Consider the following 15,207-nt stretch of genomic DNA (forward strand, 5'->3'; position numbering starts at 1 on the left):
ATGAGGACGTCTATCTCGACCCGACGACGGTGAGCGCGACGATCACCGGCGCGACCGGTGGCAACTTCGAGAACCTGCAGGTCAATCCGGCTCCGGCGGTGACCTCGATCACCGACACGTTCGATCCGACCACGGTCAGCCTGTCGGCGACGCCGAGCATCACGGAAGCCGGCACCAGCATCATCTACACGGCGACGCTGACCAACCCGGCGCAGGCCGGTCACCCGGTGACGGTGACGCTGTCGAACGGCGACGTCATCACGATTGCGGGCGGCGCCAGCACCGGCACCGTCGTGCACGCGGTGACGCCGAACGAGGACGTCTACCTCGACCCGACGACGGTGAGTGCGACGATCAGCACGGCGACCGGCGGCAACTTCGAGAACCTGGTGGTCAATCCGGCTCCCGCGGTGACCTCGATCACCGACACGATCGACCCGACTACGGTCAGCCTGTCGGCAACGCCGAGCATCACGGAGGCGGGCACCAGCATCATCTACACGGCGACGCTGACCAGCCCGGCGCAGGCCGGTCACCCGGTGACGGTGACGCTGACGAACGGCGACATCATCACGATTGCGGGCGGGGCCAGCAGCGGCTCGATCGTGCATGCGGTGACGCCGAACGAGGACGTCTACCTCGACCCGACGACGGTGAGTGCGGCGATCAGCACGGCGACCGGCGGCAACTTCGAGAACCTGGTGGTCAATCCGGCCCCGGCGGTGACCTCGATCACCGACACGCTCGACCCGACCACGATCACGCTGAACGACCCGCCGGTGCTGGAAGGCGGCAACGTCACGCTGACGGCGACGGTGTCGAGCGCACCGCAGCTGACGGACCTGGTGATCACGCTGTCGAACTCACAGCAGATCACGATCCCAGTCGGCCAGACCACGGGCTCGGTGACGTTCCCGGTGCAGGGCGACGACGTCTATCAGGACGGCGAGACCTTCACCGTGTCGATGACGGGCGCGACCGGCGGCAACTACGAGCAACTGGTCCACACCGACACCGCGACGGTGACGGTGAGCGACACCATCGATCCGAGCACGATCACGCTGAACGACCCGACCGTGTCGGAAGGCGGCGACGTCACGCTGACGGCGACGGTGTCGAGCGCGCCGCAGCTGACGGACCTGGTGATCACGCTGTCGAACACGCAGCAGATCACGATCCTGGTCGGCCAGACCACGGGCTCGGTGACGTTCCCGGTACAGGGCGACGACGTCTATCAGGACGGCGAGACCTTTACCGTGTCGATGACAAGCGCGACCGGTGGCAATTACGAGCAGCTGGTCCATACCGACACCGCGACGGTGACGGTCACCGACACGCTCGATCCGACCACGGTGAGCCTGACGGCAACGCCGAGCATCACGGAGGCGGGCACCAGCATCACCTACACGGCGACGCTGACCAACCCGGCGCAAGCCCCGGTGACGGTGACGCTGTCGAACGGCGAGACCATTACGATTGCGAGCGGGGCCAGCAGCGGCACCGTCGCGCACGCGGTGACGCCGAATGAGGACGTCTATCTCGACCCGACGACGGTGAGCGCGACGATCACCGGCGCGACCGGTGGCAACTTCGAGAACCTGGTGGTCAATCCGGCTCCGGCGGTGACCTCGATCACCGACACGCTCGATCCGACCACGGTCAGCCTGTCGGCGACGCCGAGCATTACGGAGGCGGGCACCAGCATCACCTACACGGCGACGCTGACCAACCCGGCGCAGGCCGGCCACCCGGTGACGGTGATGCTGTCGAACGGCGACGTCATCACGATTGCGGGCGGCGCCAGCTCCGGTTCCGTCGTGCACGCGGTGACGCCGAACGAGGACGTCTATCTCGACCCGACGACGGTGAGCGCGACGATCAGCACGGCGACCGGCGGCAACTTCGAGAACCTGGTGGTCAATCCGGCTCCCGCGGTGACCTCGATCACCGACACCATCGATCCCGTGACGGCGACGCTCTCGACATCGGACAGCAGCATCTCGGAAACGGGCGGCTCGATCACCTACACGGTGACGCTGACGAGCGGGCTGACCCCGTTCACGCCGACCACCGACCTGGTCTTCACGCTGGCCAATGGCGACCACGTTACGGTTCTGGCGGGAGCGTCAACCGGTTCGGTCACCTCGACCTATGCGGACGGAGATATCACCAGCCAGCCGTCCATCACGAACTCGATCACCGGCGTGTTCTCGGGCGGAACTGAGTACGAGCAGCTCAACACGGCGGGCACGACGACCGTGCCGGTCGACTACACGATGCTGGTCGTCGGCTCGAACGAGAGCGACGATGGCGCTTCTCCGGATCCGCTGCATACCGTTCCGGGCTTGAGCCCGCTCGCCACCAGTGGCCCTGTCAACGGTCTCACCGGTAACGACATCCTGGTCGGCGATCCCGGTGGCACCGCGATCGCGGCCGGCGACAACGCCAACATCGTCCTGGTGCTCGACCGTTCGGGCAGCATGGACAACAACATATCGTTCGGCGGCGGCTCGATCACGCGCCTCCAGGCGATGAAGAACGCCGTCAACAGCCTGATCGATTCGCTTTCCGGCTCGGGCGCCAACGCGGTCACCATTCACATTGTTGCCTTCGACGACAATGCATCGGCAGGCTCAACCTTCACGCTTGTGTCGGGTGGCGCATCGAACGCGGCTCAGGTCACCGCGGCCCACAACTTCATCAATGGTATCTCGTCCGGCGACGGGACGAACTATGAGGCAGGCCTTCAGCGTGCAATCGACTGGATCAATGGCACCAGTGCGAATGATCCGATCGCAAACGCAACGGTGAACCGGCTCCTGTTCGTTTCGGACGGCGAGCCGAACCAGGCATACAGCGGCAACGGTACATCAACGGTGATTGACGTCACCGCCGGTGAATCGATTCAGCACATCACCGGAACCGGCGATGGCGATAGCGTCAGCGAAATCACACGGATCGAAACCGCGGGCGATGGCCCGGGCGGCGTTGACCAGGCCTTCACGATTGAAGCCGTCGGTATCAGCGTGAATGGCACGGCCCTTAACGTTCTCAACCAGGTGGAGGGAGCAGGCGGAAGCGCGAACAACATCACCTCGGCCGAGCAACTGACCGCGGTCATGGGCAACCTCGTTTCCAACTCGACCGTTCCGACCGTGGCCGGCAGCGACATCATCAGCGGCAACGCCGGCAACGACGTCATCTTCGGCGACGTGTTGTTCACCGACACGCTTGCCGACAGCCATGGCCTGACCAACTCGACCACGACGCCGAACGGCGCCGGCTGGCTCGTGTTCCAGCAGCTCGAAGCGCATCTGAGCACGCTGCCGGCGTACCAGAACTGGACCCGCGCCGACACGCTCAACTACATCCAGGCGCACCAGGCCGAACTGGCGCAGGAAAGCGGCCGCACCGGAGGCAACGACACGATCAATGGCGGCGCCGGCGACGATGTCATCTATGCCCAGGAAGGCAACGACACCATCACCTACAATGTGGGCGATGGCCGTGACTTCGTGGACGGCGGCAGCGAGCCGGTGGGCGGTGGCGACACGCTGATCGTCAACGGCGATGGCAATACGCAGAACTTCTTCCTCGAGACCGTCGCGTCCTACAATACGCGCATTGGTCCGGATTACACCGGAACGGCGGAAGCGCTCGTCTCCGACGGCTCCGGCACCATCATGGTGGAGATGAAGGAGATCGAATCCGTCACCATCAACGGCGGCGGCGGCGCTGATACGCTCACCGTTTCCGGCGACTTCGCCGGCACCTCGATCCTTAACTCGACCATCAAGTTCAATGGCGAGGCGGGCAACGATACGCTCGACCTCACCGATCGCGCCGACACTCGCCGGGTGGTGGCCGATGGCGGCGCCGATGTCGATACGGTGAAGCTGGGCTTTGCGTACAACCAGGCGACCTATGCGGCGATTGCTGGCGGCGTAGCGATCACGCATGGCAGCGTCACCGATGAGTTCACCAATTTCGAGAACTTCACCTTCGAAACTGGATCGCCGGTTACGCTGTCGCTCGCCGATCTCATCAACGATGCACCGACCGACATCGCGCTGGCCGGCAACAGTACCGCCGAAAACAGTGCTCTCGGCACGGTTGTCGGGCTGCTGTCGACCACGGATCCGGAAGCGTGGCAAACCCACACCTACGCGATCACCGGCGGAACCGGCCTTGGCAAATTCACCATCGTCGGCAACGAGATCCGGGTCAGCGGAGCGCTCGACTTCGAGACAGCGCAAAGCTACACGCTCGACATCTCGTCGACCGACAACGGCATCCCGCAGCTCTCGCGCACCGAGACGTTCACGATCAATCTGACCAACGTGAATGAAGCCCCGACACTGACCGCCACGGCCAGCAATCCGACATTTGCGGAAGCGGCGGGAAGCGTGCAGGCCGCGGCGGTCACGGTATTCTCGGGCACCAGCACGAGCACCATTGAATCCGGTCAGAACATTACCAGCCTGAAGTTCACCGTAAGCGGGCTGCTGGACGGCGCGAGCGAGAGGATCGTCGTCGACAACACGTCCATTACGCTCGGAGCCAATTCGTCGGGTACGACCTCGACGAACGCAATGGGCTACACCGTGACCATCGTCGGTGACACGGCCACCGTGGTCCTGACGAAGGCGGCCGGCGTGTCGACGAGCGCGATCAATACGCTCGTCAACGGCATCAGCTACCAGAACACCAACATCAACGATCCGACCGACGGCAACCGCGTGTTCACGCTGACGGAGATCAAGGACAGCGGCGGCGGCGACGACACCGGTAGCCTGTCGATTGCCTCGACGGTCAACGTCAACCCGACTAACGACGTGCCGGTGGTGTCCGGTGTCACCGTCGACCCGTCGACGGGTGCGATATCGTTCACGATCGCCGATCCGGACAACTCTTCGTTCAGCTTGACCAGTACGACCGCCGGACTTGCGGCCGCGTTTGGTAGCCCGACGAACCTCGCGATCGGCGGCAATACCCTGATCGTACCGACGGAGCAGGCGTCACAGCTTTCCGGCACACTTCAGGTCAACGACGGCGCCGCCGGTGGCAACGCCAATGTCATCAACGTCTACCTTGGCACCAGCACGGGTCAGTCGTTCGATGCGAACAACGCCAGTTCGAACGTCATCTACGGGTTCGGTGGTAACGACACCCTGACCGGTGGAACGGCGGTGGATTACATTTTCGGCGGCACCGGCAACGACACCATCAACCTGGCCAACGGCGACTTCGCCGCGGGCGAGGTTATCAACGGCGGCACGCATACCACCGGCGATACGATCGTCTTGGGAAGTGCCACGACGGTCAACTTTACAACCGGCACCGTAACGGGCGTCGAAACGCTGACCGGAAGCAGCAGCGCTGACAGCGTCACGATGTCGGCCGCACAATGGGCGGGCTTCAGCACCATCAACCTCGCCTCCGACAGCGGCGGTAGCGACGTTCTCAACGTCATGATTTCGGGTGCGGTCGATATTTCGGCCGGCAACGCGGCGAGCACGACGAACGTCGAAGACATGAACGTGACCGGCGGCGCCGGCGCAGACACGTTGACGCTTACGGGCGATCAATTGACTGCGATGATCAACGGCGGCGCCACGATCGATCTGTTGGGCAACACCGATACGATCAACATCACCACGACATCGTCGGGCCTCAATGGCTTGACCGACGGAAGACTTGTCAACGTGGAGGCCATTGCCGCCGCCGCAACCGCGGCTGCCGGGGTGACGATCTCCGTCAGCTCGCAGAGCGAGGCTTTCACGCTTACCGGCAGTGGTTTCGGCGACAAGCTGGTCGGCGGGTCGGGCGCGGATACGATCAATGGTGGCGCCGGCGCCGATACCCTCACAGGGAACGTCGGAAACGACAATCTGACGGGCGGGTCGGGGGCTGATCAGTTCCGGCTGCGAACCGATGGCGGTACCGATACGTTCACCGATTTTGTGGCAGGATCTGACAAGATCGGTTTCTTCGAAGGTGCGGCCACCGGTGCGGTAAACTTCGGGGTCACAGGAACCTCCGCAGGCGCCTCGCTAACAGCCGGTGATGGCAACTTCACCGTCCGCTCCAGCATCGCCAACATCAACAGTACCGATGATAATCAGGTTGTTGTCATCAATGCTGCCGGCGGTCAGACTCAGACGCAGATTCTCAATGGTGATCCTAGCGTAGATGCTGAGAATTTGTACGTCGTGGTCTACAATTCGACCAACAGTCGAGCCGAGGTTTGGTTCGATACCAACTGGAATTCGGCTGGTACGGGTTCCCGCTCGTTGGTGGCGGTTCTTGAGGATGTCACGGCAGCTCAAGTTGCCGCGATGACCGCATCGGACTTCGTCGTCTACAGCAGCGCGACCGATCCGATCGTGCTCGATCTGGGTCAGCAGGGCGTCCAGCTCGCGGGTGTCGATCAAGGCGTTTCGTTCGATATCAACGGCGACGGCGCCAAGGACCAGGTGGCCTGGACCGCCCACGGCCAGGACGGCATCCTTGCGCTCGATGTCGACGGCTCCGGCAAGATCGAGAACGGCAACGAGCTGTTCACGACGACCTTCGCTGGCGGTCACTTCGCGGACGGCATTGCGGCGCTGGCGAGCCTCGACAGCAACCACGATGGCATCATCAGCAGCGACGACCAGGCGTTCGATAAGCTGGTGGTCTGGCAGGACGCCAACCACAACGGCGTCAGCGACCAGGGCGAGCTCTCCAAGCTCAGCGATCTCGGCATCAAGAGCATCGATCTTGCCGCGACCGCGAGCACGGACACCATCAATGGCCAGGCGGTCGATGCGCACGGCAGCTTTACCTACACGAATGGCTCGAAGGGCTCGTTCGTCGAGGTCAACTTCGACACGATCGAGGGTACCAAGCCGACCACGGCGGCCGGCAACTCGTCGACGCCGGCCACCGACCACACGTCCGCCGACCACCACGATCCGGCGGCCGGCGGCATCCCGCAGGAAGCGGCGGCCAGCATCCTCGCCGACTTCCAGCACAGCGAGAACCATATCGACCTGTCTGCGCTGGGCCAGCCTGCCGACCATCAGGGCAGCACGGCGCCTGCGGGCGGCGGCGAGTTCGCGGCAGTAGGTGCCTGTGCACCGGTGCCGCCCGCGATCCAGATCGCCCTGGAGCAAGCTGCGATGGCTGCGCAGCACGCGGCCTGACGAAACGGGCTCAACAGAAAAACCCGCCGGAGCAATCCGGCGGGTTTTTGCTTGGCGGCGACAATGCGAGCGGCCGGGGCGTCAGAAGCCCTGATCCGTCTATTTGGACTTGGTCGCGGCGTTGGCTGTCACCCGCTGCACGATGCGCGGCTCGGTCACGGCTTCCTTCACCCGGATTTGCGCCGGCGTCGCCGCAATGCCGGGCACGAGGTCGGAATAGCTGCCGCGGAAGCGGTGCAGGCCGATATGCTCGATCGGGTGATTGGTGTTCACCCACACCTGGCCGCCGCACAGGTTCCAGCGGTGGCAGAACGAGAAATCCTCCGACAGCAGCGCGCCATTGACGCGCACCGGCTCGAAGGCGCGGATCAGCCGGTCGAGCCTGGAGGCCAGCGGGGAGTTTGCCCTGGCCTTGTCGTCGACGATCTCAGGCATCTTTTTCAGCATGGTCTCGATCGCGCTGCGGGCAATCAGGAATACGCCGGCGCCGCATCCGTCGGCCTGCATGAAACCCTTGCTTGGCGTTGCGATGCTGAGGCCGCGCTTCTTGCGGACGATGTAGTCATGTCCCTTGGCAATGGCGCGCTTGACGGGATCGCCCGCCGCTACGGCCGCCGCGATCTTCTCGATGTCGATCTGGCGCTTCGGATAGACCACGCCAACCACGGGCTGGCCGAAGTCGACCATGTCGAGCACGAGCTCGGCCGGAAATCCCATGTCGGCGTCGATGAAAAGCAGGTGCGTCGCATCGCTCTTGTCGAACCAGCGCGTCAGCAGGAAATTGCGGCTTTCGGCGATGTCGGCATAGGCGACGCTGGCGAAGCTCGACGCCCAATTCCGCTGCTGGAAGGCATGGAGCAGGCGGAAAATGCTCTGAACGTAGGGCGTGTAGAACACCTCGCCGAAGGCGGGGGTGGAAATGCAGATCTTGATCAAATTGGCGCTCCGCTGACGGGTCCTACGCGTTCATATCATCGCCCGGCCATCGCGAGAACGCGACGGATAAGGATCTGGCCGGGTGGCTCGCGGTCGCGGAGGACCGGCACGCGGCCGGCCTCGCCAGGGGAAGTCAGCTAGCGGCCGTCAGAGCAGGAGGGGCAGAGAGTCGATCGCCGACAGGCTCGCCTCGGCCGGTTCGGAGCCGGTCCAGGCAACCGTCGGAGTCGCCGCCGGGGCAGCCGGTGCGGCCTCGCGCTGATCGTCCGGCGCAATGCGTTTGGCATAAGGTGCGGCGAACAGATGGACGCCGTCATGGTTGATGGCGAACAGCGGGGTGAAACGCTTGGCCTCACCGTCCTCGGTCAGTTCGGACCAGCGGTTGTCGAGGATCAGCCAGCGGCCCTCGTGCCGTGCAGCCAGCACGGCGTGGTCCTGGCGGACAAGCCGGTCGCGGACCAGCACGAGTTGCAGGTCGTTCCGCGACACCCCGGCCTCGATCAGCGCGACATATTTGGCGATGGCGTAGTCCTCGCAGTCGCCCTTTGCCGTGGCGAAGGTCGCAAGCGGGGTGCTCCAGCGATCCGGCTCGCCGTGCTGGGACAGGTCGCTGACATAGCGGACGGCCTGATTGATGCCGCGATTGGCTTCGTCAAGCCGCGCGCGGCCCGACCTGGACTTTACGGCTTCGACCAGCCGAAGGAATTGCGCCGCATGGGGAGGGCAGGCCTGGGCATCCGCCCGGCACTGCTCAAAGACCGTCTTTTCGCGCGCCATGGCGCCCTCGACGGCGCGCCATTTGCGCCAGAGCAGGCCGTCGGGAGCACGGAAGGTGAAGAGGCCGAACGGGTCGCTGCCGGCCGCCGGAAGGCCCTGGGGCTGCGCTGGAGGGGCATCCGTGGCAGTACCGGCAGGCGTCAGCGCGGCGAGGCGAACGGCCTCCGGGCCGCGGCCGCGCTGACGGTCGAGCTTGGCAAGCACGCCGTTGATGGTGAAGACGGTCGCCGCGGCCCGGATCGACGATCCATCCGCGCCGGGAGCGAGGTCGACGGAAACGGCCGCGCCAGCCGCCTCATCGGCCAATGAACGGGATACCGGAAAAGCACAAATCGAAATGGCAAGTCCCGCCGCGACCACGAACGAGCTTGCACGCCGCAACGACCGATGCGGTGCCATGAATGACGTCCCCTGTTTCCGGGACGTCAGCCAGCGTCTTGTGCGCCGATCCGCTTCCCGGTCTGTTATCGGGCGGGACTTTGCGGCGCAGGCTGCTTAAGAGCAGTTAAGCGGAGTGGACGGTCGCGAAACGCGGCAAACCCGGCGTTGGGGCAGCCGCAACAATTAACCTGACGGAATTTACGTCTTGTTAGGGATGGGGCTCAGCGCTCGCGCAGCGCCTCGTCGCGCAGGGTGCGGGCGGGCTTGACCAGATAGTCCAGCACCGACTTCTCGCCGGTCAGGACCTCGACCGTGGTCACCATGCCCGGAATGATCGGCAGGGGCTTTGCTTCGGTGCCGAGGTGGTTTTTCTCGGTGCGCACCATCACGCGATAGAAAGTCTCCTGCTTGTCGGGCTGCCTTTCCTTCTCGTCGATGATGGTGTCGGCGCTGATGCGCTCGACCTTGCCCTTCAGCGAGCCGTAGACGGAGGAATCGTAAGCGGAGATCTTGACCACCGCGTCCTGGCCGGGGCGGATGAATGCGATGTCCTGGGGACGAATGCGCCCCTCGACCAGCAAGGTGTCGTCGAGCGGGACGATGTCCATCACATTGGCGCCCGGCTGCACCACAGCGCCGACCGTCGTGACGTTCAGCTTGTTGACGATGCCATGCACCGGCGATTTCAGGTCGGTGCGCCTGACGCGGTCCTGCGCCGACTTGATGTTCTCGTCGAGCACGGCGAGATCGGCCTTGGACTTGGCCAGATCCTCGTCGGCCTGGGACCGGAACGAGGCAACGGTGTTGGTGATCTTCGATTGCGCTTCCGCGAGCTGGCCGCGCATTTCGGTGGCCTGCCGGTCGAGCCGCAGCATTTCGATTTCGGGCACGACCTTCTGCTCGTACAGCTTGCGCGTCAGCGTGAGCTCGCGATCGAGCAGTTTGAGCGTGCCGGTGAGCCGGGTCACCTGCTGGTTCAGCACGTCGACATCCTGCGCCACTTTCTGCGCGCGCATCTTGAACACGCTGGTTTCCGCGGCGACGGCGGAGGGAACGACGCTATCGAGCTGATCGGGGAAGGTGACTTCGTTGCGCCCGCGCGCCTCGGCATCGAGCCGCGCCACGCGCGCCGCCATGGCGGCGCGGCGCTCCCTGATTTCACCGAACTCGGCGGCGAACTTGGTGTCGTCGATGCGCATGAGGGACTGGCCCTGCTGCACGATGGCGCCTTCCTGGATCAGGATCTCGCCGACGATTCCGCCTTCGAGCGTCTGCACGACCTGCATCTGCCGCGACGGCACGACCTTGCCGTTGCCGCGCTTGACCTCTTCAAGGACGGCGAAATGCGCCCAGGTCAGGAAGCAGACGAGAAGGGCGAGCGAGGCGGCCAGCAGCATGCGCGAGGTGCGCGGCGTGCGAAGCTTGGCCGCGGCGCGAATGTCATTCGCAAAGGCAAAATCACTTGACATTGGACTTTGCCACGATGTTCGGCGTTGGCGCGCGATGGGGCTGGGCCGGGTTTTCGGTTGCGGCCGGTTTTCCCTGCAACAGCGCCAGCACCTTGTCACGCGGGCCATCCGCGACGAGGCGCCCGTTGTCGAACAGCAGCAGGCGGTCGACCATGTTGAGCAGGGAAGGACGATGCGTCGAGATGATGATCGTCATTGCCTGCTCGCGCAGCGCTTTCAGCCTCTCGAGGAATTCGGCTTCGCTGCGAACATCGAAATGCGCGGTTGGCTCGTCCAGGAACAGCACCTTCGGCTTGCGGATCAGGACGCGCGCTAGTCCTATCGCCTGCTTCTGGCCGCCCGACAGGCTGCGGCCGCCCTCGGAGATCGGCATGTCGTAGCCCATCGGATGACCGGCGATGAAGCTCTCGACGCCCGACAGGCGCGCGGCGGCGAGCACCTCCTCGTCGGTGGCCTCAGGCTTGCCGAGCGCGATGTTGTCGCGCAGCTTGCCGAAGAACAGGTCGGTGTCCTGGAGAGCGAAGCCGATGCCGGTGCGCAGGTCGGAGGGATCGTATTGGCGGGAATCCACGCCATCGACCAGGATGCGGCCTTCCTGGGCCTCGTAAAATCCGAGCAGCAGGCGGCCGACCGTTGTCTTGCCGGAGCCGACGCGTCCGATAATGCCGATCCGTTCGCCGCCCTCGATGTGGAACGAGACCTTATCGAGCGCCTTGTTGGCGCCTTGCGGATAGGTGAAGCTGACATTTTCGAAATCGATGCGTCCCTCGCTGATCCGCCGCGTCACATAGGCGCGCCGCGGCGAACGCTCGCGATCCAGCGACATGATGCGGTCGATACCCTTGAGGGCGGTGAGCGTTTGCGTTCCTCGCGTGATCATCGCCGCAATGCCGGCGATCGGCGACAGAACGCGGCCGGCCAGCATATTGGCTGCCACGAGGGCGCCGACGGTCAATTTGCCGTCGAGGATGAGAAATACGCCGACAAGCAGCAGAAGCAGGCTGGTCAGCTGCTGGGCGGCGCTTGCGGCCGTCAGCGCCAGCGATGACCACAGATGCACGGCCTCGCCGGAGCGCGCGGTAGCCGCAACGGAGCGCTCCCAGATCGTCTGCATGCGAGCCTCGGCGCCAGTGGCACGAACCGTCTCGAGGCCGCTCAAGGCCTCTACGAGGGCGCCGTGACGCGCCGAGGACTCGGCTTGCAACTGCTTCATCGCGCGATCGAGTGGGCGCTGTAGCACGAGGCCGAGCACGATCATCATCGGCAGCATCAGCAGCGGAATCCAGGCGATCGGCCCTGCGATGATGAACAGCACGGCGATGAAGATCATCGCAAACAGAAGGTCGGTCAGCGAAACGATGCTGCCCGAGGTGAAGAATTCGCGAGCGGAATCGAAATCGCGGATCTGGTTGGCGACAATGCCGACGGACGTCGGCCGCTGCACCATCTTCACCGCCATCACATGCTCGAAAATGTTCGCGGCCAGCACCACGTCCACCGTCTTGCCGGTGACGTCGATCATGCGGCTGCGGACCGTGCGGAAGACGAAGTCGAATACGATGGCAAGCGCCATGCCGATCGCGAGCGCGACGAGTGAGGGAATGGCGCCGTTCGGCACGACGCGATCGTATACGCTCATCGTGAAAAGCGGCATCGCCAAAGCGAGCATGTTGATGAGGAGCGCGGCGAGGGCGATGTGCCCGTAGCTGCGCCAGTGCTGCTTGACCACCGACCAGAACCAGTGGTCGCGCGGCAGGTCGCCGGCATCGACGGCGCGTGCGTTCGATTCTGTGGCGGCCCTCACCAGGAAGGCGTAGCCCGTGTAGCCGGCCGCAACGGTCTGGAGCGGCCGCATTTCGGCGCTGTAAGGAGCAATCGAGGGATTGACCACCTTTACGGCCTTTTGCGCCGTATCGATTGCCATGAGAACGAGCGTCGTCCCGTTCTTCATGATCAGGACGGCCGGAAGCACGATGGCCGGAATATCCTGGATCGGGCGGTTGACGGCCTCGGTTTCCAGCCCGGCCCGCTTGGCGGCCCGGTCGTAGAGGGCCACCGAGAGCCTTCCGTCGGTGATGGGGAGGCCGCCGAGCAACGCTTCCCGGCTTACCGCGCGTCCATGATATGCGGCCAGATAGGTCAGCGAGGCGGCGAGGGGATCATGCTGGGCTCCGCCCGTCTGGGCCGGCGCGGCCTTCCTCGAATCCGGCTGATCCTTTGGCGGGGCCGAGCCTGACTTTGGGGTCCGGAATAACAAAGCGGAAAGCCTCTAATCGAAAGCGAACAAGCCCCCGTGGCAATATGGGGCGGGGGCTACTGATCGGAAGATATAGTAATCCGCCAGCCGAATCATTCACTTCGACGGTAACTTTCGTCGGACAGTTAACCCGGGAAACTACTGCCGCAGGGATCATTAATTCCCTGCAACATCCGGTCGAGAGGATTATTGCCGGCGCACCGGGAAAACAGTCTGCAACCAGTACGGCTTGTCCTTGTCCGCTGACGCAAACGACATGGTTTGCGTGGCCGTCGGATCGACATGCGCCAGCGTCGTGTCGGGGCGCTGGCCACCCTTTTCAGCAAACCATTCCATGGCTCCCAGCATCCTCGCTGCGAATGCCCAGCGTGGCCAGCGATCCCTGAAACCATCCTGCGGCTCGGCGGCGGCATAGGCAGCTACGCCGGCGGCCGGACCACCCGTGGCAGGAATTTCCGTACGGAGCGGCTCCGATCCGCTCTGAGGCAGGTTGATACGCAAGGTCGGAAGCTTGTACGGCACAAGACCGCCCATCGTATCAAGCGGTGCGGAATCGACCGGAGGAGGAGCCTTCAGATACTCGAGCAGGGTGCCCATCGCAGCGAGCAACTGATAGTCGGCGAATACGATAACGCCGCGCGATGACGTAAGCGACACGGCCGCGTTGAAATATTGATTTTGTGCGTTGAGAAGGTCGATGAGGGACCGCTGACCCAGTTCGTATTCCTTGTTGAAAGCCGAGATCGTCTTGCGGTCTGCTTCCAACTGACGGGTCAGCGCCGCGATGCGCGTTACTGTGATGGTGCGCGCTGCCCAGGCCTTGTCGATCGATTCGAGCGCGTCGCGCTGCAGCCGTGCATGGCGCGCCGTGCTTTCCGTGTAGCGTTCGGCCATTTCCGACCGGCGCCAGACGTCCTGGCCGCCGCGGAAGATATCCCACGACATCACCACCTTGCCGCTGTAGTCGTCATGCGTGACGCCCAGGTAGGGATAGGTGTTGTCGGCATGGGTCGCGCGGCCTTCCAGCGAAAATGTCGGCACAAACGCGCCATCTGTTACCCGGAACGCATGCTTGGCCGCATCGCGATCAGCCTGGGCCGCCAGAATAGTAGGATTGAAGCGAATGGCGGCCGCCAGCGCTTCGTCCCTGCTGCCGGGCAAACCGGCAAGCGGACCGGGAAAGCGCATATTGTACGGCTCGAGCCCGACGACCTTGCGGTACTTTGCACGGGATTCATCCAGGCTCCGCCGGAATTCGGCCAGCGTTGCACGCGCGTTTTCCACGCGTTCACGCGCCTGCTCCAGATCGCCTTCGCCGGCTCGTCCGCCTGCAAAGCGGGAATTCACGTTTGAAAAGATCTTCTCGTGCGTGGCGACGTTCTGCTCGGCAAGGGTGATCAGCCGCATATACCGCGTCACGTCGACATAAGCTTCGGCCGCATCGAGGGCGATGAGTTCGGTGCGCTCCCTGACGCGGAATGCCGCCGCATTGACGCGAGCCGACTGCCGCCAGATATCGTGGATGGAAGCAAAGCCATCGAACAGGATTTGCCGCACGACGACGGACGCCTGCGTACCGTTGCGCCACGCGCCATTGCCTTGGACGGGAATCGGCTGGGCGGTCGAACTGGCTACCGCAGCGCTCTGGTCGAATTTTTCAGGACCGTAGCGGGCTTCGAGCCGTACCTGAGGAAGCAACGTGCTTTGCGTCTGCCTGAGTTCCGACTCAGTGGCGCGCCGATTCGCCGATGCTTCTCCAACACCAGGATTGGTCTGGACTGCCTGCTTGAGCGCGTCATTGATCGAAAATTCAGCTGCGCCCGCAGGGCTAAGGGCCAAAAATAGGCCAGCGACGGCAATATATGCGGACTTCATATGCCCTGTCCCCAATTCACCCCAAAAAGAACCCAAACACACCGCAGTACGGCTCAAATCTAGTTCCATCGTACCAAGCTGGAACTGGTTCACCTATGACATTTCGGCCACACCGAAGCCGGAAGACTCCTCGACGTAAATGAACCGTTAACCCTTGTCCTTCCCGCTTTCAGACGGAAATACCTCTATCCGTCCGTGATAGGTAATAAGACACCGCAGCAGCTTGTGTGCGGCGGAGCTTCGCAAGCGGTTCCGAGCGAGCGAACGGCCTTCGCGCGTACAGCCCATAATCTCCAGATCACGGACAGGGCGCTTCGGCAAATCC

General features: G+C 63.8%; 6 protein-coding genes. 1 reads left to right on the top strand and 5 read right to left on the bottom strand.

Annotated features, from left to right (window positions below; translation table 11 throughout):
- Positions 1 to 7,187: immunoglobulin-like domain-containing protein (locus JQ628_RS03530; RefSeq protein ID WP_349628014.1), on the top strand; the 7,187-nt coding region annotated here is incomplete at its 5' end.
- Between the two features lie 99 nt (positions 7,188 to 7,286).
- Here JQ628_RS03530 and JQ628_RS03535 read toward each other — a convergent pair.
- The 5 genes from JQ628_RS03535 to JQ628_RS03555 all read right to left on the bottom strand — a co-directional run bounded on the left by JQ628_RS03535 (position 7,287) and on the right by JQ628_RS03555 (position 14,882).
- Complete coding sequence (locus JQ628_RS03535) at positions 7,287 to 8,123, bottom strand: hypothetical protein (RefSeq protein WP_212219399.1); 837 nt, start codon at positions 8,121 to 8,123, stop codon at positions 7,287 to 7,289.
- A 147-nt stretch (positions 8,124 to 8,270) separates the two neighbouring features.
- Positions 8,271 to 9,299 carry a transglutaminase-like cysteine peptidase gene (locus tag JQ628_RS03540; protein ID WP_212219402.1) on the bottom strand — a complete coding sequence of 343 codons (1,029 nt, stop codon included), beginning with the start codon at positions 9,297 to 9,299 and terminating at the stop codon, positions 8,271 to 8,273.
- A 203-nt stretch (positions 9,300 to 9,502) separates the two neighbouring features.
- Entirely contained in the window at positions 9,503 to 10,750 is a 1,248-nt protein-coding gene (locus JQ628_RS03545; RefSeq protein WP_212219405.1) for an HlyD family type I secretion periplasmic adaptor subunit, read from the bottom strand.
- Positions 10,740 to 12,893, bottom strand: a complete 2,154-nt coding sequence (locus JQ628_RS03550; RefSeq protein ID WP_249127513.1) for a type I secretion system permease/ATPase — start codon at positions 12,891 to 12,893, stop codon at positions 10,740 to 10,742. The genes JQ628_RS03545 and JQ628_RS03550 overlap by 11 nt, the downstream gene beginning before the upstream one ends.
- A gap of 300 nt (positions 12,894 to 13,193) precedes the next feature.
- Positions 13,194 to 14,882, bottom strand: a complete 1,689-nt coding sequence (locus tag JQ628_RS03555; protein ID WP_212221068.1) for a TolC family outer membrane protein — start codon at positions 14,880 to 14,882, stop codon at positions 13,194 to 13,196.
- Positions 14,883 to 15,207 lie beyond the last annotated feature (325 nt).

It is taken from the genome of Bradyrhizobium lablabi, assembly GCF_018129385.1.
Classification (GTDB): Bacteria; Pseudomonadota; Alphaproteobacteria; order Rhizobiales; family Xanthobacteraceae; genus Bradyrhizobium; species Bradyrhizobium lablabi_C.